The following is a 21,975-nucleotide window of genomic DNA, read 5'->3' on the forward strand; positions in this document are numbered from 1 at the left end:
AGGTGCCTGTAAGCCCTACTTTATTTGATCTGGAAGCCGTGAGCCAGAGGATCTCGATCGTCCACGAAGATCGTGTTGTGACCAATGATCCGTGCCCATCCCCCAACGCTCGGCCTGATCCCTTTCAAGGTGCCGACAACGACCTCTTCCTCGACCCGTCCTTCGAAAACAGTGCCGATGATACTTTCCTGGCGAAACGCCTCACCCACCTTCAATCGACCCTTGCCGTAAAGCTGGGCCATTCTTGCCGAAGTGCCGGTCCCGCCCGGGGAGCGATCGATGGCCTTGTCGCCGTAGAATACGGCTCCACGCCCGTCTGCTGCATTGCTTGTCGGCTTATCGCACCAGAGAGCGTGATGAACGCCTCGAATCCGCTCATCATCCGGATGCTGGGGATCGCAGATGTCTGCCAATGCGTCTCGCAGCTTCACGCTGAGGTCTACGATGTCACTGCCGGACATGCCGTCGAGCCCCGACCATGATGCCTGCGGCTCCACCACGGCATAATAATTGCCGCCATAGGAAATATCGACAATAAGACGCCCGATGCCGGGAATATCAACCTCGACATCTGCTGCGTGGAGATAGCTCGGCACGTTGAACATACGAACGGATTCCACGAATGCGCCAGGCTTTTCATAGTGTATATCCACCCGACCAGCCGGAGTTTCGATGGAAAGCTGTCCTTCGACCCTAGGCGTGATGAGGCCTTCCTCGATACCGGCTGTCACCAAGCCAATCGTACCGGCTCCGCACATCGGCAGGCATCCGCTGACCTCGATGAAAATGACTGCGAAATCGCAGTCGTCGCGGTAGGCCGGATAAATGATCGCACCGGACATGACGTCATGGCCGCGCGGTTCGAACATCAGGGCTTTTCGCACCCAGTCATGGTCCCGGACAAACAGTTCCCGACGCTCAGCGATTGGCAAATGCGGCAGAAGCGGTCCGCCCCCGGCAACGAGGCGGACAGGATTGCCGCATGTATGGCTGTCGATACAAAAGAAGCTGTGCCGCATGATCGTTCCTTATCAAGTGTCAGGTGCTGGCTGCGCCAGGTGCCCGGCCTCGCTGCAATGCGCCGCGTGACAGTCGATCGAGGAAAATCGCCACCGCGACGATCGCCAATCCTGCCCGCAGGCCGAGACCCATTTCCATGCGGGTCAGTCCGCGTGTGACCTCGGCTCCCAAGCCGCCAGCCCCGACAAGACCGGCCAGAACAACGATGGCCAGCGACAGAAGAATGCACTGATTCAACCCTACGAGCAGCGTGGGCGTTGCCGCAGGAATTTCAATCTTGAACAGGATGGCGCGCGGCGACGCACCGGTCGCCTGACCAAGTTCCAGCAAGTCTTTGGGCACCTGATTGAACGCCAGCGTCGTGAGCCGCAACATCGGTGGTATGCCGTAGACGATCGTCGCGATGATCGCCGGGACCCGCCCGAGGCTGAAAATCATCACGGCGGGGATCAGATAGACCCAAGGTGGCACCGTCTGCATGATGTCGAGCAAAGGGCGAATGATCGTCTCGACCCGTCGATGCCGGGACGCCAGAATGCCAAGCGGAAAGGCAATCAGCACGGAGATACAAACCGACACCGTCACCAGAGCCAGAGTCTGCATCGACGCTTCCCATAGACCCGACAGGAAGCAGAATGACAAGGCAAACGCACTTGTTACCGCAACACGAAGAGTGACGAAGACGGCAGCCAGAGCAACGGTGATCAGAATGACGGCATAGAAAGGCAGAAAGAGAAGGATGGTTTCGATACTTCCAAGAACGGCTTCAATGATTTTTGTCACAGTGTTGAAGAAGGGATGGAAATTCGCGTTCAACCAATCGACGGCGGGAGCGAGATAGGCACCCGGCGAAAACCAAACTGTTTCTGGAGTCATGATTTTACTCCCGTGTTACGGTTCGCCGCGCTTTGTGTCAGTCGATCAAGCACCATGGTGAGAATGACAATGGCAATTGCGGCGTTGATCGACGTTGCGATATTCAGCGTTCTGACGGCGCTATAGATGGTTTCACCAAGCCCGCCAGAACCGACGATGCCAGCGATCACCACCATGCCGAACGCCATCATCAGGCTCTGGTTAATCCCGGCCATGACGCTCGGTATCGCGAATGGCAGTCTGATCTTGACGAACATCTGCCAGGACGTCAGGCCGTTGGCCTGTCCCAGTTCAATAAAATCATTGGGCGTTCTGCGGATGCCGAGAGATGTCAGCCGGATCGCCGGTGGCATGGCGACAATGACCGTGGCAAGAAGGGCCGTGGCAGGTCCATATCCCATCAGTGCAATGGTTGGCAGCAGGTAGATATAAGGTGGCAGTGTCTGGATGAGATCGAGCACCGGCTCGACAATCTTGTCGAAGGCTTGGACGAAACCCGCCACGATACCAACGGGAATGCCGATCACCAGCGCCATGAAGGTGGCTGTGATGACCAACGCCAAAGTGCTCATGGTTTCGGCCCAAAGGCCCATGACTGTGCAGCCCAGCATGGCGACACCGATCAAAAGACCGGCCTTGCTGTTGATCAACCGCCATCCGAGAAGGGCTGCAATCAAGGCAACCACATAGAATGGCGCAAGCTGAAACAGCCAGAGAACGCCGCCATAGGTGCCTTCCAGCACCGCTCTGATGGAATCAAACAGCCATGAGGCATGATCGCTGATCCAGTTGAGCGTGTCGTCAATGTGTTCATCGAAGCTGTCTGTAATAACGGAGGTGTCCATGACATTCCCCCTATGCCGCTGCGGTCGGCTGGGCCGGACTGCCTGCGACACCGCAGAGCAGGCCGCGCGTGGTGACAATGCCGATGACGTTGCCGTCCTCGGCAATGGCCACGGCATCGCGTTCAGACTGCATGGTCAAGGCGATCAGCGCACCAATATCCGCCTCCGGCGTGGCGCACAAAAGCGTGTCGATGTCTGAGCCGGGATGATCACGCTTATAAACCTCAACCGGGATCATAACAGAATGCGCCTTGACCAGATGAACTCTGGAAATACCGGCGACGAACTCGGCGACATAATCGTCTGCCGGTTGCGTAACGATCTCTTCTGCATTGCCGACCTGAACGATAACACCGTCCTTCATGATGGCGATGCGATCGCCGATGCGGATTGCTTCTTCCAGATCATGGGTGATGAACACGGCGGATTTGCCAAGCGACTTGGTGAGTTGCCGGAATTCGTCCTGAAGCTGGCGACGGATCAGCGGGTCGAGCGCGCTGAACGGCTCGTCCATCAGAATGATCTCGGGGTCGGCGGCAATAGCGCGGGCAAGACCGACGCGTTGCTGCATGCCGCCCGACAGCTCGGAGGGATAGCGCGCCGTCCAGTCCGACAGGCCGACCTTGTCCAGCGCCGCACGGGCAGTCTTGTATCGCTCTTCCTTACCGACGCCCCTGACCTCGAGTCCGAAAGCGGCATTCTCCAGCACGGTCCTGTTTGGCAGCAAGGCCACACTCTGGAAGACCATCCCGATATGGCGCGCGCGTATGTCGCGCAGCTGAGCGGCGTTCAAGGCAGAGATATCCTTGCCTTTGACCAGAATCGTGCCAAGGCTCGGTTCGATCAATCTGTTCAGAAGACGGATCAGGGTCGATTTGCCGCTGCCCGACAACCCCATGATACAGAAAATCTCGCCGCGTCGAACCTGAAGGCTGGCATCTGAGACGCCAACGACGCAATCGTATTCCGTCAGGATCTGCTTCTTGGAGAGGCCCCTTGTCTTGACCGCCTCGACGGCGGCTTTCGACCGGGCTCCGAATATCTTCCAGACAGACTGGCAGTCGATGAGGACTTCACTGGCATCATGCATTGACGTGGTCATCGCGTTCCCCGCGCGCCGGTATTGACCGGCATTCTCTTTTGTGGACGTCAGGGCCGGGCCGCCGCCATCACGAAAGCCCGGCCTTCTCATTTTATTCAGACTTGATGTTTTCCCAGCGCTTCAGGAGATCGGCATGGCTGTCAGTCCAGCTCTTGATGGCCTCATCCATGGTCTTACCGTCGTTAACCGCACTGTTGATTGCGGCGATGTCGGCAAGCGGCACATAGACGCTGGCAATCACTTCACGCGCATGCGGGTTCTGAGCCGAGAAGCCCTTCTGCCCGATCCAGTAGTAGCTCTGGGCTGGCGGGAACACGCCCTTGGGGTCCTTGAGGAATTTGACGTCGTATTTCTGTGCCATCCATGATGGTTCCCAGATCGTCACGGCAATCCATTCCTTGCGGTCGGATGCAGACTTGAGAGCCGCCGTCATCGCAGCCGTGCTGCCCTCGACGAGCTGAAGCTTGAGGCCGTAGTCCTTGACGGCGTTTGCCGCATCCTTCATCAGGCCCGAGCCAGGCTCGATGCCGATGATCTTGCCGCCGAACTTGTCGGCATTTTCGTTCAACTGTTCGACGGAGTCGATGGGGACGTATTTCGGAACAGCGATCGCCTGATACAGGCCGTGCGAGACCGGCGAGATTTTTTCCAGACGCTTCTTGTTCTTGTTCCAGTAATCCTGCGCGACATAATCGGTTTGCGACGCCAAAATCTGGACATCGCCCTTGCTCAATGCGGCATAGGCGATGCCCCATTCAGAGAAGGGTACGACTTTCACGGTGTAGCCGGAATCTTCGAGCACCTTCTTGGTGATGCCGGTGATCGGGGTGAGGTCTTCCCAAGACATCGTGCCGATGGTGACGGTTTTTTCTTCCGCATGTGCAGACAGGGCGGTCATTCCGACCATCGCCGCCGCGCAAAGTGCCTTCCACAGAAACTTCATTTTTCGCTCCTAGTTTTACGTTCCCATTATCGTTGAAGCCTCGCGCTTAAGCGCGGTCTCCCATTGCGCGGCGACGTTTTATCCCTCGCGGCCTGCACGCAATTCCTGCCATTTGATCACGGTGTTGGCGCCGAGCCATGTGAAAGGCTCCGGTGGAAGCCTGCTCGGCTGTGCGTGATCGTTGAATTCTTCAAGATGTGTCGAGGTGTTTCCGGTGGCGAGTTCCGCTGTCAGCATGCCAGCCAGCGTGCTTTTCACCGTGCCAAGACCGTTTTCGCAGCAAGCCGAGTACAGCCCTTCTTCGATCTCGCCGAAGGCCGGCACATGGTTGCGGGTGAGGCAGATGCGGCCTGCCCAGCAGTGTTCGAACGGCAGGTCCTTCAATGCGGGAAAACGCCTGTCCAGCGACACCCGATGTTCCCGAGCCATTTTTCGCAGACGCTGATCCGTCAGCTTCAGGCTGAAGTCATAGGTCCACTTGGTCCGCAAAGCGATGCGCGACTGGCCGTTCGATGTGATTTTCCGAACCGTTGCTCCCATGGGATCGGCAGGCAACAGAGCCCATCGATCATGCCCGCTTGCCTTGCGCCCGAAATCCTCTGCCGGGAACGGAGCCGTCATTGAGGCATATCCGAAGAAGTGCATGAGGCGACCGTTGAAATGACCGAAGTCATTGATATGGCCGTTGACGCCCAGAATGACCCTGGGTGCAGAGACACTGCCCCGTGGTGAAGACGCTGTCCATAGGCCGCTTTCCCGCATCAGGGACGTGACAGGCGAGCGCTCGAAGATATCGACCTGCTGCCAAAGCCCGGCTGCGAAGTTTCTGATATAGTCGGCGGGCTGGATGAGCACGGCCCCCGGCGTGTAAATGCCACCGAGGTAGAAATCGGTTCCGGTGATCTCCCGCATTTGTGCCGCATCGAGGAAACTGTGCTTCTCGCCCGCATTCAGCAGGGATTTGCCAAAATCCTCATTTAGCTTCATGCCGCGCTCGGTTGCCGCCGCATTGATCTTGCCGGACGGATCGAACGTCTCGCTTGACATTCCGTATTCCGCCGCAGCTTGCGTTGCAAAGGCAATCGCCGTGCGGTTCTGCGCCATTTCGATGCGGGTATCGTCGGTACTGCCACTTGAATATTCGCCAGACGACAGGTCGTGAGGAACATCGATCATGAAACCGGAATTTCGTCCCGAGCCGCCTTTTCCCACTTCGCTTGCGTCGAGAATGACAATCTTGTCGTCTGGTCGAAGCTGTAGCAGACGACGGGCAGCGGAAAGACCCGCAAAGCCCGCACCGACAATCAGCCAATCCGCAGTCACGTTGCCTTCGAGGCTGCGGAGGGGAAACGAACGCGTGCTGATCGCCTCCCAGCCGGAGACACCATTTTCAACGGGCAAACGTTTGACTGATATTTTGTTCATCGGATTGTCTCATCCACGGAACGCTCGGAAATATCGATCCAGATTGTCTTCAGTTCGCAATAATTGTCATGCGCGAAGATTGACTTGTCGCGGCCACCGAAGCCCGATTCCTTGTAGCCACCAAACGGGGTGGAGGCATCACCTTCGCCAAAGCAGTTGACGGTGACGAGCCCGGCACGAATGTCACGGGACAACCGGATCGCCTGACGCAGGCTGCCGGTATAGACCGATGCGGTAAGGCCGTAATTGGTGTCATTGGCCAGCGCGACGGCCTCGGCCAATGTATCGAAGGCGGTCACCGACAGGATCGGTCCGAAAATCTCCTCCTTGAACAGGCGGCTTGAGGGCGTGACCCCATCGACAACAGTTGGCTCAATATAAATGCCGCCATGCGTCGCCCCGCCATGGACAACAGAGAGCTTCTCTGTTTTCGCATCATCGAGAAACGATTTCACTTTTTCAAAGTGGGTTTTGCTGACGAGCGCCCCGATGCGGTTTTCCGGATCGAGCGGATTGCCGGTCTTCCATTCGCGCAGATAGGCACCGATCCGCTCTAGCAATTCGTCCTTGATCGTTCTGTCGACAATCAGGCGGGACGTCGCGGAGCAGTTTTCGCCCATGTTCCAGAACGCACCGTTAACGACCTGCTCGGCCACCAGATCGAGGTCTTCGGCATCGGCAAGAACGACGGCGGGGTTTTTGCCGCCGCATTCGAGAACCACTTTCTTCAGGTTGGAATCTGCCGCATAGCGCAGGAAGCGACGCCCGGTCGCTGTCGATCCGGTGAAGGCCACCATGTCGACATCCATGTGCAGACCGATCGGCTCGCCCGCTTCCTTCCCGCCGCCGGTGACGACGTTGAAGACGCCAGGCGGAATCCCTGCTTCAATCGCGAGTTCGGCAACCCGCAGCGTGGTGAGCGAGGTTTCCTGTGCTGGCTTGACAATGACGGAGCATCCCGAAGCCAGCGCCGGACCGATCTTCCAGGCCAGCATCAGCAACGGAAAATTCCAGGGGAGAACGCAGCCGACCACGCCGATCGGTTCGCGTACCACCATTGCCAGCGCGTTTGGCCCGACCGGATTGGTGTTGTCGTATAGCTTGTCGATGACTTCGGCATGGAAGCGGATGGTGTGGATCGTATCGGCCACATCGACTGTCTGGCATTCGCGCACCGGTTTGCCGCTGTCGAGACTTTCCATGACAGCCAGCTCGTGGCGGTTTTCCTCGATCAGCTTGGCTAGTTTCAACAGGGCGGCCTTCCGGTCGCCGGGAGCTTGATGCCGCCAGCGGCCATCGTCGAACGCCTGTCTCGCCTTGGCAACCGCATCATCGACATCGCTCACATCACAGGCGGCAATCTCCGCCAAGGTCTCGCCAGTTGCGGGATTGATCGAAGTGAAGGTCTTGCCGGACTTTGCCGGACGAAACGCACCGTCGATGAAAGCGTTGGTCGGCAATTGAAGACTGGCAGCGATGGCCTTGTATTCGGCCACGGTCAAAGGTTCATGCATTGTTGGCTCCCGAGGTGATCTGGGCAACCGTGCGCTTCACAGTCGTGACGACGGTCTCAAGGGTTCTTTTTTCTTCGGCGTTCAGCGGCCGTAGCGGTGCGCGTACCGAGCCGGTCTTCAGGCCGATCAGTTCACAGCCATATTTGATCGACTGAACGAATTTACCGCATTCGAGAAAATCCATCAGCGGCAGCATCGCGGTCATGATCGCGCGGCCCTTGTCGAAATTCTTCTCCAGAACGCAGGCTTCATAAAGCGCGACATGCTCGCGCGGCAGGAAGTTCGAGCCAGCGCAGACCCAGCTTTTTGCTCCCCAGGCGAAGAATTCGAGCGCCTGGTCGTCCCATCCACAAGACAGGCCGATATGAGGAAACTTCCGGGCCAGAAGGTGAAGGTTGGCCATGTCGCCAGAGCTTTCCTTGATCGCCACGACATTTTTGGATTTGCCAACCCGGGAAAAATATTCATCTCCCATCACCACACCCATACGGGCTGGATAGTTGTAGAGCATGATCGGCAGGTTGGCGGCGCGATCTACCGTCAGCGCATGAACAGCGTTCTCGCGCTCCGTTGGCAGCGCATAGGGCGGAGACGACACCAGGATGGCGTCAGCACCAATGTCTTTGGCAGCAATGGCGTAGGCCACGGAATCTTCCGTTCTGGTTGCGCCCGTGCCGATGATCAGCGGAATTCTGGTTCCGATCACATCTTTTGCATGGGCCGCAAGATCAAGGCGCTCTTGGGCGCTCTGGGCGTAATATTCACCCGTTGAACCGCCGACAATGATACCATGAACCTTCGCTTCGATGAGCGATTCAAGGACGGCGGCAAAGCCTTCACGATCAATCTGCCCATCTGGCCCAAGCGGTGTCACCGCCGGGGTATAGATACCTTCGAATTTCATGATGATTTCTCCATCGATTGCATTGGCGTATCGACCAATGCGTCCGCCTTAAGCGCTTGGGGAGCGATGAACATTTCCATGTTCTCGCGTGACAATTCCCAGTGTTCAAACACGAGATCAACGACGGCATCTTCGTCACGCGCGCTGATCGCGGCGATAATGCCGTCGTGGTGTCCGACTGATTTTTGTAGCCGCTCATGCATGTCTGCGTTGCGCGGCCTAAAGAATGTATGGCCGATACGGCCGTGATCGATCAGCAGCCTGCCAAGGCTTGGCTGAAGGTATTCATTGCCCGACATCTCGCCGATGATTGCGTGAAACCGGTTGTTCGAAAGCGTCATGGCCAGAGCATCCTGCGCCATGCTCGCCTCGCGAAACCGTTCCTGGGTGATCTGAAGGTCGCAAAGCTGTCCGGGCTTGAAGTTCTGGACCGCAAGTCGCCCAACGGCGGCGTAGATCATCGGTGCAACAAGGAAGAAGTGGCGCAGCGTCGAATGGTTCATCGGGATAACTCGCGCACCCTTGTTGGCGCGGATATCGACATAGCCTTCCCCTTCCAGACGCCGGAAAACTTCCCTGACGGGTGTCCGCGAGAGGCCGTATTTTTCACTCAGCGATACTTCGTCCAGATCTTCGTCCGGATCGAGTTCCATCGTCAGAATTTGGCGCTTGAGATCATCATAGAGCTCGCCTTTGCCACCCTTCATTCCAGTTCCCCGTCATCAACTTGTCCGCCCAAGGGGCGCCGTTGGTTTATGACAACAAAATTTGCATGACGTCCGGGCTATGTCAACGGTATTGTATTTTATAAGTACACAATTTTTTCAAACAAAAGAATACAAACTAGAAGCTGTCATGAGTGACGGGGATAATTTGCTGAGATGCCGTCAATGCGAAAGCCATGCGAAGCAACCGTTTCAGCGCGAACGATGTCTTTGTATCCGCACCCTAAACATTGCCAATCAGAACCATGGAGGCTATGCCATTGCCTGCACCGCGATCTGTCCGTGCGTTGGCGTGTCGGCACGGGCAGGCGGACGCTGATTGATCTCCCGAATGGTCGCAAAGCGATTGAATTGCAATGGCCTTCCGTGTGACGAGGATGTGAAATGAAAGTCGGGAAGAGCAGTCTCTACGACGATCTTAAACGCCAAATTCTGACGATGGAACTCGATCCGGACGAGGATCTGGACGAAGTCAGCATCAGCGAGAAATATGGACTGTCTCGCACACCTGTGCGTGACATTTTCCGCCGTCTTGCGGGTGAAGGCTATATCGACATTCGAGAAAACAGAGGCGCTCGGGTCGCTCCGTTGAACCATTCGACACTCAGACACTTCTTCCTCGTTGCGCCGATGATATACGCGGCCATCGGTCGGCTGGCGGTTCAAAATTTCAAACCCAAGCAACTGTCCGAGTTGAGTGACACACAGGAACGATTTCGTGCCGCTAGCCACAACGCTGACACCCTGGCAATGGTTCTGGAGAATAACAGATTCCACGCCATCATGGGCGAAATGTCCGGTAACGTTTACCTGCAACCGAGCTTAAGACGTCTTCTCGTGGACCATGCCCGTATAGGGCAAACCTTCTTCCGTCCACGAAATGATGACATGCAGCAGCGTCTTCGGTTGGCAACCCAACATCATGATGGCTTTATTGCATCCATTAAAAGCCATGATGAAAATGCTGTGGTTGATCTCGTTTTCCAGCATTGGGAATTGTCACGAGAGAACATGGAATTGTATGTTGTGCCTGATAACATGACAGCGGATTTACCTGTTAAATTGGCACCGTAAAGTTAACCGACACGGGTCAAAAATATTGCGCTCGGCTTTCGCTTATGCGGTTTGCAGGCATGCGATTTCGTTCCACATCTGCATGGCTCGGGTTCTCAGTTCGCGATGATTGTCTGATGAGATCTCGTGGCGTGGAATGTGAAAAAGGTTGGCGACAGGGTCATGAATTGAAACAAAACGCTGGAGATGTCGCGCTGATTTGAAGCCCTTCATGATCCGTTCTCGTCGCCGGGTCGGTTGATGGGAATTCTCCGCCCGATTGTTCAGTCCTTTGTGCGAGCGATGCTCGACGTCGGGCATGATGTCGCGCTTTGCCGCGCCATAGGGGGCTGGAACAAGGTCCGTTCTCACAAACACCTAGCGCCCACCGCAATCAAAAAGCTGTCGCGTTGACAAAACCTATGTGAAGGTTCGCAACAGCCGGGCATATCTTTACCGGGCTGTCGACAAGCTCCGAAACACGATCGATTTCTATCTGTCGCCGACCCGCACTGCCAAAACGGCCAATCGCTTTCTTGGCAATGACCTAGTGTTAGCACTGCCTGACCATGGCTAAAATTGATCACGCTTTCAAACCGCACCTGAAGCCGGGCAGGATTAATGCCAACTCAAATTCTGATTAATCCAAATTGGAAATCGACAATCGATCCTTATAGCGATTTTAGAAACAACGGCCAGCGAGGGTCGTTTATGATGGAGCGAGCGCGCATATGTTTCCAGATTCCATATTTGTAGAAATCGAAATCGAGCGTTGAAATCCGGTTCTGCACCATGGCCCAGGTGCTCCACTTTATGTCAGCCAAGGCCTTCAGCACGATGAAGCGGGCATGATAGCCGGTATCATAGTGGCCGAAGTAATCCTCGATGATTTCCCGATCGATGGATTCCGAAAAGAACATTTCCCCACTCCAGATCGCCAGATCATAAAGACGTTCATTGTTGGAGGCATATTCGAAATCGATGAGCTTGATCGACTTGTTCTCGCCAATCAGGAAATTGCCCGGCATGGGATCATTGAAACAGGGAACGAGATCGAGGCCGGATGCCTCCAGCGCCATGCGCGCTTGTCGATATTGATCACGAAGCCATGCATGATCACTGGGCCAGTAACCGCCCAGCTCTTCCACCTGCGCATAGTGCTCGTCGATCATGTCAAAGACGGTTTTGGTCAGAGGCAGTTCTGGCGCCGCATGAAAATCACAATAGAGGGAAACAGCTTTGTGGCGGATCTGGGGATCGGCAAAGTCGCGATGGGTGGATGGTCTGCGACCATCGATGAATTCCGCAATTTCAATGTCCAGATGGGCGAGATAATCGAATGTGCGTGGTCCAACGCCAATGGTTTCAGCCTGCTTGCTGGCCGCTGCCGCCGCCTTGCGATCAATGAACATTTCCGTACCGCGACCAGGTATTTTCAGGAAATAGGAGAGGGGATCTCCTTCCACCTCAATGCGAAAATTGGTGTTACTGATACCGCCGAGAACGGCTCTATAGCGCAGTTTACGGCCTTGCCAGCCTGCGACCTGAGTGAGCGCAACCTCCAGGGCGTGCTCAACTTCGGTGGTTGCCATACCAATTTCGTTCATGATGTCACTCCTGCTTCAAATCGACCTGACCAGTTCCTCAAATCCGGGACGGCCCAGCAGCATTCTGCACCGCAGGAAACGCCATTCGGCATATTTCAAAAACTCAACGCTTCGCCGGGGAGAGCGCATTTCCAGAAGCATGCTGCGCAAGGCCCAATAGAAATCATCGGCTGCCGCGTACAAGCGGCAGCGCGCAAAAGCCTTGGTGGAAAAAGCCCCATCATGCATTTCCAAAAGCGGCTGCATCTGGCTCTCGAACTGGTAAAGCTCGTTCATCTGCACCCCAAGCTGGTAATAGGGGTCCATGTCGCCTGCCATATCGAAGTCCATCCATTGCAACTGGCCGGATGGACCGATCATCACATTGGACGAATGCGGATCGCCGTGGGCCGCACAAAAATCAACGCCAGCCGCCGAAATGGCGGAGTAGAGTGTCCTGGTCCAGGCATACATCCAGGATGCATCCCCCGGCAGCGGAGCTTGCAGAGTTTGCATTATGGCCCAAAGCCCATCGATCCCCTCGAAGATCGACCACGGCCTGCCAAATAATGGGCCTGCGGCGATCGCCTTTTGCATCTTGATCAATTGCGATACGGGAGCCTCGTGCATGAGATCATCGATTTTCGCCACCCGCCAGCCTTGCCCCATACGCTCCCAGAGCACAGCCCGCTCAAGGGGTGCGCGGGCGATTGGCTTTGGCGAAAGCCCAAGATCATACAGGCGCGTTGCGGCCGCAAACGAGATGGCATCATCCACCAGTTCTTTTGTTTCATCTCCGGCCAACTTAAGAAACAATGTCGGCTCAGTGCCATCAGGCGCGATGTCGAATGTAACGGATTCCACCGCATGATAGGACGGCGAAGCCACGGCGGGCAGCGCGACACGGTAGGTCAGGGTGTGCAAGGGGAGGGTGGTGAACCGCGATAAGGCGCGCTCAGCGCGGGCTTCACCCTCATTGTCTGGTGTGCCGAGTGGTTTCATTGCGCCGCCTCATTGTGCTGCGCAGCCTCCAGCCCGTCGCAGGCAAGGCGATAGAGCATGTCGGCCAGAACCTGCGTGCCAAATGCCTGGTCTTCTGGTGTCGTATATTCCGTGGGGTGATGAATGACGCCGTTCTGGCTGCGCACGGCAAGCACCACGGCTGGACAAACAGCTGACAGCGCCACGGCGTCATGGCCGCCGACCGTATCGAGGTGGCGCATCGGCTCGCCGTAGCTTTTGGCCGTCTGTTCTGCCAGGGCAATCAGACCGGGCGCAAAATTGCCTGCCTTGCGACGGTCAATGGAGCGTATTTCATAATCGATTTTAGCTTTTGCAGCAGCAGTTTCAGCCGCAACCTTCAGCTTCTGTTCTGCCTCCTCCAAAATCTCCGGCGAGGCAGATCGCAACTCGATGAACAGCACGGCTTCCGCCGGAACGATATTGGGCGAATTGGGAAAAACCTCCAGACGGCCAACAGAGGTGTGAAGGTCAAGTCCGTAAGCGTCCACCATAGCCCGCAGATCGGCCATCAGATAGGCGGCGCCCAACAGTGCATCCTTGCGCTCCGCCATGGGTGTCGGACCGGTGTGAGCCTGGCAGCCGAGAAAAGCGAGGCGGTATTTTGTGGCCCCCCAGAAACGGGTGAAGGCCCCGAATTTCTCCTCAGCGTCGAACAGAGTGCTTGCACCTTCAATGTGCAGCTCGATCAAGGCGTCGGGCACGGGTACCTTGTCCTTGCCCGCATAGCCAATCTCCTGAAGCGACTGGCGAACCGTGACGCCGTTGCCATCGGCCCTGTCAAGCGCCCAGTCCAGTTCGGCCGCACCGGTAAAAACGCTACTTCCCAACAGGCTCGGTTGAAACCGCGCCCCTTCCTCATTTGTCCAGTTCACGACCTGGAAATTGCAGGCCGCAAGACGATTTTCCGCCGCCAATCGTTCACGCACCGCCAAAACGGCCTCGCAGGCCGCAACGACGCCCAGTGCTCCATCAAAACGCCCACCATTCGGCTGACTGTCAATGTGAGAACCAACCATGACGACAGGGGCATTTGCCCCGGCCAGCGGTGCTGAACCAAACTGATTGCCAATGGCGTCCACGGATTGGACAAACCCATTTTCAGCAAACCAGGACGCAAGCCAGTCGCGCGCCCTGCCATCTTCCTGCGACAATGTAAGCCGGTTCATGGAACCGTCCGGACCGCCGCCGAAGGATGACAATGTATCGACCATCGCCTGAAACCTCTTGGTATTAATAGGCGCTTTGGATGATTTTGAAGACGCTTCAGGCATTGATGATGTCCACGTTTGATTGCGAAAAATAATCGGAAAAGTCTTTCGGCAGCACACCGCTGGTCACCACGGCGTCAATCTCGCTCAGGCCAAAGGTATGGATAGAGCCGAGCCGCCCGAATTTTGAGCTGTCCGCCACAATGATGGAGCGGCTGGCCTGCCCACGGGCAATGCGGCGCAGTACGGCTTCATCCTCGCCAAAGTCCATAAAGCCCCGCTCCAGGTGGATGGCACTGATAGCGATAATGGCCAGGTCGAAAAAATGCTCCTTGAGGGCCGCAACCGTCTCATGGCCGTAGGTCGCCTGATATTCCGGTCGCATGCGCCCGCCCAGAACCCGCACGCTGGCATCGGGGTAGGGGAAAAAATGGGCCGCAACCGCAATGGAGTTGCTGACAATTGTCACATCCTTGCGGGACTCCAGATGTTTCAGGCAGGCCAGTGTCGTGGTGCCGGTATCGATAAAAATCTTCATGCCGTTTTCGACCATGGAGGCCGCAGCCTCGCCGATGCGAGCTTTTTCCCGGGCGCTGACACGGATACGCTCACCGAACGGTTGGTCGCTGTCATGTCCGTCGATTACGGCGCCACCATAGACCCGACGCGCATAGCCACGGATCTCCAGCTCCTTTAAATCGCGACGGATGGATTCGTGGCTGACCTGCAACTGCTCGGACAGTGCAACAACAGTCACTCTTTGATGCAGTTTCAGCATCTCCAGAATGTGTTTGATGCGGTTTTCCGTAAAACTCATGGGCTTGTTTGTTCCTGCTGTTCTCTGCCTGTTTCAATATGGAGTCTGTCTTTCGTCAGGGGCCAGCCTCTACAAGCGATCCTTTGTCCGGCGCTGTTCCAAAAATCGGATTGACGAGGTGGCAGGCGGCGAAATCCTGTTCTCCCCTGTCCGTTAGGCTTGGACTGATTGTCCGGCATTTTTCCATGGCCTGAGGACAGCGCGACTTAAAGCTGCACCCATCCGGAATGTGGATGGGGCTTGGCGGCTCGCCTTCCAACAGGCAGTCCTGGGGCTGGTAGCGCCGCTCTTCCAGCGTTGGCATGGCGCTGAGCAGCGCTTTTGTGTAGGGATGGCCCGGATCGAAAAACAATCTCTCGTTTTCAGCCAGTTCAAACACCTCACCCAGATACATCACCGCCACGCGGTTGCAGACCTTCCGCACCATGGCCAGATCATGGGAGATGAAAATATAGGTCAGGTTGTATTCCTTCTGCAATGTCTGGAACAGATCAAGCAGTTTGAACTGCTCGGCCTGATCAAGCGCCGACAGTGTTTCATCCATGATCAGAATTTCAGGTTCCAGCACCAAAGCGCGCGCCACATTGATGCGTTGACGCTGACCAGCGCTGAGCCCCAGTGGCAATTCCTCATAGAGCGCAGCCGGCAGGCCCACTTCTCCCATCACCTTCAGCACTCGGGTGCGGATTGTTGCCTTGTCACGCCATCCATGGGTGCGCAGCGGCTCTTCCAGCATGCGGCCAACCGTGGTGCGTGGCGGCAGAGAGCCGAAGGGGTCCTGCAACACCATTTGCAGCGTGCTGCGAAACGCCAAAAGGTCTTTGCCACTGAGCTGGGCAATGTCTTTGTCTTTGCACAAAACCTGACCGGAGCTTGGACGTTCGAGACGGCTCAACAGCCGCATCAGCGTGGATTTACCGCAGCCGGATTCGCCAACAATAGCGAAACTGTCGCCTCTGCGAATATCAAACGTCACATTGCGTACCGCCCGCACGTTGTTGACACCGCCAAGGCCCGTCTTCTTGCGAACCTTATAGATCTGTGAGGCGTCACGTAGGCTGATCACCACCGGCCTGTCATCGTCGAGGCGTGCAACAGCGTTTTTTTCAAGCCAGATTTTTGGCGTCTGGGCCACCAGTTCCCGTGTGTATGGATAGATTGGTGTGGCAATCAGGTTTTCTGCCGACTGTTCCTCGACGATCCGGCCATCCTCCATGACGAGAATGCGCGAACAGGCTTCACGCGCTACCGGAAGAGAGGAGGAAACAAACAAAACGGCCGTATCGAAATCAGCCGTCAGCTCTTTCATCAAACGGATCACCTGCGCCGCCACCGTCACATCCAGCGGTTGGGTGACGTTATCGGCAATCAACAACGCCGGATTGGTAATCAGCGCATCGACAATCAGGGCTCGCTGCATCATCCCGCCGCTGAATTGGGAGGGATAATCATGAAAGCGGCTGCGTGCTGAGGGAATGCGCACGGCCTCCAGCAAGGAAATCACCCGCTTTTCCGCATCGCCATACGATGTGCCGGGAACAACGGCCCGCAGCTTTTCAACAATCTGAGCACCGACCGACAGGGTGGGATCAAGCGCCCCCATTGGGTTAGACCCGACATAGGCCACGCGGCGACGCAATTTGCGCATTTCTGCCGCACCAATAGCGAAAATATCTGTGCCCTCAAACAGCACCTGTCCCGACCGCACGGATAAAGGTGGCTCCAGCCAATTGACCACCGCCTTTGACAGCACCGTTTTGCCCGCACCACTGGCACCAACAACGCCAACGATTTCGCGGGGCTGCAAGGTAAACGATATGCCGTCAAGAATCCGGCGCGACTGTTCTGTGTAGCCAGCAGTTACGACAAGATCTTTGAGTTCAAGAAGCGGGCTTGTCATTATTCTGCGCCTCCGTGAATGGTGTTTCTTGCCCGTTCCAGCGATGCGCCAACCAGATTGATACTGGTGAGCGTCAGGCCGAGGAAAATTCCGGGCATGGTGGCAATCCACCAGGCGTTGAGCAGATATTTGCGTCCATCAGCGATGATATTGCCAAAGGTCGGCGTCGGTGGCTGAACACCAAGGCCAAGAAAGCCCAGAATGGATTCGAAAATCATCATCCGCGCCACATCCAGCACCGAGATGAACAGCACGGGCGGCAGCAGTAGCGGCACGAGCAGCGTCAGAATAATGCGCAGGTCTGTGGAGCCACCGAGCTTTGAGGCACGGACATATTCCCTCTGACGCTCCGTCATCACAATGCTGCGCATGATGCGGGCATAGACCGGCCAATTGGACAACCCAAGCACAAGAATGATGGCGGGAATGGTGGGACGCGATACGCCCAGAACCGAGATGGCTAGAATGATCATCGGGATCGATAGCTGCGCATCGGTCATGCGCATGATGACCGCATCGGTGCGTCCGCCAAAATAGCCAGCAAGCGTGCCAAGTACGCAACCGATAATCAGCATCACCACGACAGAGGATACACCAATCAGGAAAGAATAGCGCAAGCCAACCAGCGAGCGGACCAGCATGTCACGGCCGATCTGATCGGTGCCAAGCGGGTGGGCAAAACTCCAGGTCTCACCAATGAACAGGGGCGGTAGCAGTCGGGCACGCACGTTCATTTTTGTCGGGTCGAGACCGCTCAGTTCGGGATAGAGTGCCGCTGCGAGAGCCAGCAGCAGAAAGATGGCGACACCAATGCGAAAACCCGGTGTGGAAGAAGCCTTGTCATAGATCCGTCGGGGGATCGATCGCGACAGGACCGGTGCCATGATGGCCGAAGGGGCTGGGCTGGTGAAGGTCATCAGTATTCGAGCCTCGGATCAATGGTGGTGGCAACGAGATCAACGAGGATGTTGATCAGCACGAAGATGGCGCTGGTGACGATGGCAATGCCTTGGATCAGCGGAAAATCCCGTTGCAGCACGGCGTTGATGGTCAGCAGGCCAAGGCCGGGGTAATCGAAGATATATTCAACGATGATCACGCCGCCGAGCAGACTGGAAAATTGCACGCCCAGCAGATTGAGCAACGGCACGGACGCATTGCGCAGCGCATGATTGGCAATGATACGGGTATTGCTCAGGCCACGAACCCGTCCGACAGACACGTAAGGCTCCATCATCTGGGCAGAGACGGAACTGACCAGCGTGCGGATCAACACCGGCGCAAGCTCTACGGCCAGGACGATGGCGGGCAGGATGGTATAGGCAAAGCCCTGATAGCCGATGGCCGGAAGCCAGCCGAGCTTGACCGAAAACAGCAAGGCCAGCACGATTCCAAGCCAGAAATTCGGCAGGGATATGAAAATCGAGGAGATATAGAAGGCAAGCTTGTCCGGCCATCGCCCCGGTGCCAATCCTCCCGCTACACCGACAATGCTGGAAAATACCAGGGCTATCACAAGCGTAACCGCCGCCAGTTGCAAGGTCATGGGCAGCGCATCAAAAATCAGGGTGAAAACCTTGGCGCGCTCGCCCCGCGTTGTATCGTTGAAGCTAGAGCCGCCTGTTGCCGCGCCATTGGCGGGCCGCACAAAGGATTCGCCAAGGTCACCTTGCACCACGCCAGACATATAGCGCCCGAACTGAACGAGAATCGGATCACGCAATCCCATATCCTTGGCGATTTTCTCGATCAGGGCTTCAGGAGCCATGCCACCCGCCATCATGCGCACGGGATCGCCCGGCACCACCCGCAGCAGGGTGAAGATCAGCAAAGACACCAGAAAAATAATAATCGCACCCTGAAACAGCCGTCTGACGAGGAAATTCAATGCGAACATCGACATGCACTCCGCTTCGGTCCTGATGGTCGCCGCACGCTGAAATCTCCGGCGTGCGGCCAGTCTTACGTCCGGTGCAGCATCATGCCGCAGGCTTTGAAGCGTCCATGGACCCGTCAGGATAGATGTAGAGGCCTTCCTTGAACTCCTTTTGCATGGCGTGGATCATGACAGAGGTGAACAGCGACAGGGCCGGCATTTTCGAAGCGATCAAAGGCATCGTTTCGGATTGCAGAACTTTTTTGCGCTCTTCCAGGTTTGCCGCATTGCGCTCCTTGTCGAGGCTTGCATCAATGTCCTTGTCGACAATGCCGCAAATGCGCTTGGAGCTTGAATGGAAGTGCGTTCGCAGAACAAGATCGGGCTCCGGTGATGCGGTTGACCAGCCGCAATCGACCATATGGCCGGGTCCGCCGCCTGGGCGATCGTACAATTGCTCGTTCCATGCCGCAGGCTCCAGCACGGTCAGGCTGACGGGGAAGCCCTGTTCGTTCAGCATGCCCGTTAGCACCTCGCCATATTCCTTGGTCTTGGGATAGAACCCAACCGAGGTAATATATTCCAAGGGCGGCAAGCCCTTACCGTTTGGAAAGCCAGCTTCCGCCAGCAGTGCCTGGCACTTTTCTGGATCGTATTTCGGATAATTCTCCAGATCGGCATAGCCGAACTTGACCGGTGACACGAAGTTGGAAGATGCATGGCCTGCCGATCCGAGCACTTCGAGGATCATGTCACGGTCGATGGCGTGGCAAGCTGCCAGCCGGACGCGCGGATCGTTGAAAGGTGGCTTGGAGCACCGGAACCAAAGATATTTGTTTTCAACCGAAACCACCTCGTTGATGGCGATTTGCGGATTGCCTTTCAAGGTTGCCACCTGTTCCGGCTCCAGACGCTCGACAATCGAAGCCTGACCATTCATCAGCGACAGCATGCGCGTGGTGGAATCGCCAGTGAAAGTAAAGTTGATGCCGGGAATGCCTGGCTTGCCTTTGAAATAGCCATCGAAAGCGACCATCACCGTGTCATTGCCGCGCTGCTCAACGAATTTGAACGGTCCCGTGCCATTCAAGCGTTGAGAGAGAACCCCACCCGGGCCACCTGCCACGTCCTTTGCCGACATCATTGGAAGGAAAGAGGCGAGGAAGATGAAGAGATGGGCCGGATAACCACCCTTGGAGGTGTCGATAATGACGGTGTAGTCGTCCGGTGTTTCGATGGTCAGGGTTTCGGTCGGTCCTGGATACCATTGGGCCGGACGATCGGCCCTCGAGCCATATTCCAAAGTTGCCTTGACATCTTCGGCCTTGAACGGCTTGCCATCATGAAAAGTGATGCCCTGCCGCAGCGTTATCTGCAACCGATGTGCATCCAGCAGCTTGATGTCGGTTGCCAGCTCGTAGACCACCTCGCCGGGATTATCGAGCTTCATCGGTGAGCGCGTCAGGAAGCCCATGACGAAACCCTCGATATTTTTCTGCGAGAGCGTCGTGTGGGCCGTCGGGTCCCAGTTGCCGGTGATGTTTTCGGCAGAGAGAAACGTCATGGTCTTGCCCGACTGGGCAAAGGCTGAGGAAATGAAGAAGTCGGGGTTCATCTGCATAAAGCCTGCGGCAGCGGCCGCCCCGACGGTTCCTTGCAGGAAGCGACGGCGATTGATCTCTGAACTCATAGGTTCCCCTTTTCTTATAGAAATTCACAGAACCGACAAAACGGTCAAATCAGTCAAAGCAATTCGCATGCCATCCTGCTGAAACTTTGATTCAGCGCCTATATACGAGAAAACCAATGTGGTTTTTGTTGATTTTGTCCAAATTTCGGGCGTGCCGGGAAATCCGTGCTCAAATATAGGCCGCCCTGGAAGGCCAAGGCGTGACGTATCGCACGCGTTGAGAAGGGCCCGTCGTTGGTCAGTTGGCATTGCATCGGTAAGCGAAACACCGATCTTCGCCTGCATTAGCCTGATCATGGAACACGCAGGCCGTTCTATAGTTATTTGGGAATGAACCAGATCGTCACCGAAATCGATGCAAACGCCACCGAGGCCAAACTCACCTCCGGGCTAGTCTACGGTCCTGGTTTGGAGACCGGGATCACCCGGAAGATGGGTGCCAGAGGCTTCCTCTATTACCGGCCAGACGGGCGGCGGATTACCCAGGCTGATGAGATTGCTCGCCTGAACTCTCTGGCAATACCGCCCGCCTACACAGACGTCGTCATCTCGACGAATCCCTTCTCACACCTGCAGGCAATCGGCACGGATGCCAAGGGTCGTCGGCAATACCGCTATCATAAAGACTGGCACGCCGAGCGAGGCAAGGCCAAGTTCGAACGGCTGGCCGATTTCGCGTCCAGACTTCCTGACCTGCGCGAACGGGTCGACATCGACCTTCGTTCGCGTGGCCTCAATGTCGAAAAGGCGCTGGCAACGGTCGTATGGATGCTCGATAACCTCTATATCAGAATAGGGAACGCTGCCTATGCAGAGACGAACAAGTCGTTCGGCCTTACCACGTTGCGCAGTCGTCACGTGAGCGTCGAAGGCGGCAGTCTCAAATTTCGGTTCAAAGGTAAATCCGGCAAGGAATGGAATCTTGCCCATAGTGACCGGCGGATCGCCAATGTCGTGCGAAAACTACAGGAACTTCCAGGACAACACCTCTTTCAATACGTTTGCGATCAAGGCGGATGCAGACCCATCTCCTCACATGATGTGAATGCCTATATCCGAGAGATGACAGGTGACGATTTCAGTTCACGCCAGTTCAGAACGTGGGGCGCAACCTGCATGGCAGTGGATGCACTGGCTTCTGCCGAGGCCGCCACGACCAAGCGCGAGTTGGCCCGTCAACTCAATGCAGCGATTGACGCAGTCGCTGCGAAACTGGTCAATACCCGATCGGTCTGTCGGTCTTCCTACATACATCCCGCCGTGTTCGAAGACTTCCAAGCGGGTACGCTTCGTGATGTCCTTAAGTTGAAAACCACGAGTGAACGACTTCTTCAATGGATGGATGAAGGCGAGATCCAAGTGCTAAAATGGCTGAAGAAACAAACAGTATCCAATAGCTAGCCTAACGCTGCTTACGTCAGATCGGTTGTGCACCGTGACCGATCACTCCAAATCATCGAAGATGATC

At 56.2% G+C, this 21,975-nt stretch carries 20 protein-coding genes and 2 pseudogenes; 3 read left to right on the forward strand and 19 right to left on the reverse strand.

The features are described from left to right. Window positions 1-20: 20 nt before the first annotated feature. From AVI_RS26705 to AVI_RS26745, 9 genes are all read right to left on the reverse strand, one after another. The gene (locus AVI_RS26705; protein ID WP_015918377.1) at window positions 21-1,019 is read right to left on the reverse strand and encodes a 4-hydroxyproline epimerase; all 999 of its coding nucleotides are present in this window, start codon (window positions 1,017-1,019) and stop codon (window positions 21-23) included. A 19-nt stretch (window positions 1,020-1,038) separates the two neighbouring features. Beyond that, window positions 1,039-1,896 carry an ABC transporter permease gene (locus AVI_RS26710; RefSeq protein WP_015918378.1) on the reverse strand — a complete coding sequence of 286 codons (858 nt, stop codon included), beginning with the start codon at window positions 1,894-1,896 and terminating at the stop codon, window positions 1,039-1,041. Beyond that, window positions 1,893-2,741, reverse strand: coding sequence for an ABC transporter permease (locus AVI_RS26715; protein WP_015918379.1), 849 nt, complete (start codon window positions 2,739-2,741; stop codon window positions 1,893-1,895). The genes AVI_RS26710 and AVI_RS26715 overlap by 4 nt, the downstream gene beginning before the upstream one ends. Before the next feature lie 10 nt (window positions 2,742-2,751). Beyond that, entirely contained in the window at window positions 2,752-3,843 is a 1,092-nt protein-coding gene (locus AVI_RS26720) for a quaternary amine ABC transporter ATP-binding protein (RefSeq protein ID WP_015918380.1), read from the reverse strand. Between the two features lie 91 nt (window positions 3,844-3,934). Further along, entirely contained in the window at window positions 3,935-4,786 is an 852-nt protein-coding gene (locus tag AVI_RS26725) for a glycine betaine ABC transporter substrate-binding protein (RefSeq protein WP_015918381.1), read from the reverse strand. A 78-nt stretch (window positions 4,787-4,864) separates the two neighbouring features. Beyond that, window positions 4,865-6,211, reverse strand: coding sequence for an NAD(P)/FAD-dependent oxidoreductase (locus AVI_RS26730; RefSeq protein WP_015918382.1), 1,347 nt, complete (start codon window positions 6,209-6,211; stop codon window positions 4,865-4,867). Further along, a complete protein-coding gene (locus AVI_RS26735; protein WP_015918383.1) occupies window positions 6,208-7,725 on the reverse strand; it encodes an aldehyde dehydrogenase in 1,518 nt (505 codons plus the stop codon). The genes AVI_RS26730 and AVI_RS26735 overlap by 4 nt, the downstream gene beginning before the upstream one ends. Then, entirely contained in the window at window positions 7,718-8,629 is a 912-nt protein-coding gene (locus AVI_RS26740) for a dihydrodipicolinate synthase family protein (protein WP_015918384.1), read from the reverse strand. The genes AVI_RS26735 and AVI_RS26740 overlap by 8 nt, the downstream gene beginning before the upstream one ends. Further along, on the reverse strand, window positions 8,626-9,336 hold the full coding sequence (locus AVI_RS26745) for a GntR family transcriptional regulator (protein ID WP_015918385.1): 711 nt from the start codon (window positions 9,334-9,336) through the stop codon (window positions 8,626-8,628). The genes AVI_RS26740 and AVI_RS26745 overlap by 4 nt, the downstream gene beginning before the upstream one ends. A gap of 402 nt (window positions 9,337-9,738) precedes the next feature. On the opposite strand from AVI_RS26745, the gene AVI_RS26750 reads away from it, so the two are divergent. Beyond that, window positions 9,739-10,428, forward strand: a complete 690-nt coding sequence (locus AVI_RS26750; RefSeq protein ID WP_015918386.1) for a GntR family transcriptional regulator — start codon at window positions 9,739-9,741, stop codon at window positions 10,426-10,428. Between the two features lie 42 nt (window positions 10,429-10,470). Here AVI_RS26750 and AVI_RS26755 read toward each other — a convergent pair. After that, window positions 10,471-10,752: pseudogene (locus AVI_RS26755) on the reverse strand (DDE-type integrase/transposase/recombinase); the annotation flags it as partial. Window positions 10,753-10,789: 37 nt separating this feature from the next. Here AVI_RS26755 and AVI_RS26760 point away from each other — a divergent pair. Next, window positions 10,790-10,957, forward strand: a pseudogene (locus AVI_RS26760) (DDE-type integrase/transposase/recombinase); the annotation flags it as partial. Window positions 10,958-11,078: 121 nt separating this feature from the next. On the opposite strand, the gene AVI_RS26765 reads toward AVI_RS26760, so the two are convergent. From AVI_RS26765 to AVI_RS30840, 9 genes are all read right to left on the reverse strand, one after another. Further along, entirely contained in the window at window positions 11,079-12,014 is a 936-nt protein-coding gene (locus tag AVI_RS26765; RefSeq protein WP_015918389.1) for a choline/ethanolamine kinase family protein, read from the reverse strand. 15 nt (window positions 12,015-12,029) lie between these two features. Further along, a complete protein-coding gene (locus AVI_RS26770) occupies window positions 12,030-12,995 on the reverse strand; it encodes a phosphotransferase family protein (protein ID WP_015918390.1) in 966 nt (321 codons plus the stop codon). Further along, entirely contained in the window at window positions 12,992-14,287 is a 1,296-nt protein-coding gene (locus AVI_RS26775) for a Zn-dependent hydrolase (RefSeq protein ID WP_041699746.1), read from the reverse strand. The genes AVI_RS26770 and AVI_RS26775 overlap by 4 nt, the downstream gene beginning before the upstream one ends. Further along, window positions 14,280-15,041 (reverse strand): DeoR/GlpR family DNA-binding transcription regulator, encoded by a 762-nt coding sequence (locus AVI_RS26780; RefSeq protein ID WP_015918392.1) that lies wholly within the window; start codon window positions 15,039-15,041, stop codon window positions 14,280-14,282. The genes AVI_RS26775 and AVI_RS26780 overlap by 8 nt, the downstream gene beginning before the upstream one ends. Before the next feature lie 55 nt (window positions 15,042-15,096). Next, window positions 15,097-16,941: an ABC transporter ATP-binding protein gene (locus tag AVI_RS26785; RefSeq protein WP_015918393.1), complete on the reverse strand. Its 1,845-nt coding sequence runs from the start codon at window positions 16,939-16,941 to the stop codon at window positions 15,097-15,099. Then, the gene (locus AVI_RS26790) at window positions 16,941-17,858 is read right to left on the reverse strand and encodes an ABC transporter permease (protein WP_041699749.1); all 918 of its coding nucleotides are present in this window, start codon (window positions 17,856-17,858) and stop codon (window positions 16,941-16,943) included. The genes AVI_RS26785 and AVI_RS26790 overlap by 1 nt, the downstream gene beginning before the upstream one ends. After that, window positions 17,858-18,838, reverse strand: coding sequence for an ABC transporter permease (locus AVI_RS26795; protein WP_015918395.1), 981 nt, complete (start codon window positions 18,836-18,838; stop codon window positions 17,858-17,860). Before AVI_RS26795 ends, AVI_RS26790 begins: the two co-directional genes overlap by 1 nt. A gap of 82 nt (window positions 18,839-18,920) precedes the next feature. Further along, a complete protein-coding gene (locus tag AVI_RS26800) occupies window positions 18,921-20,507 on the reverse strand; it encodes an ABC transporter substrate-binding protein (RefSeq protein WP_015918396.1) in 1,587 nt (528 codons plus the stop codon). Between the two features lie 24 nt (window positions 20,508-20,531). Next, window positions 20,532-20,792 carry a hypothetical protein gene (locus tag AVI_RS30840; protein WP_139192475.1) on the reverse strand — a complete coding sequence of 87 codons (261 nt, stop codon included), beginning with the start codon at window positions 20,790-20,792 and terminating at the stop codon, window positions 20,532-20,534. Window positions 20,793-20,837: 45 nt separating this feature from the next. Here AVI_RS30840 and AVI_RS26805 point away from each other — a divergent pair, with 45 nt between their 5' ends. After that, complete coding sequence (locus AVI_RS26805; RefSeq protein ID WP_041699752.1) at window positions 20,838-21,908, forward strand: DNA topoisomerase IB; 1,071 nt, start codon at window positions 20,838-20,840, stop codon at window positions 21,906-21,908. Window positions 21,909-21,975 lie beyond the last annotated feature (67 nt).

It is taken from the genome of Allorhizobium ampelinum S4 (assembly GCF_000016285.1).
GTDB classification, from domain to species: Bacteria; Pseudomonadota; Alphaproteobacteria; order Rhizobiales; family Rhizobiaceae; genus Allorhizobium; species Allorhizobium ampelinum.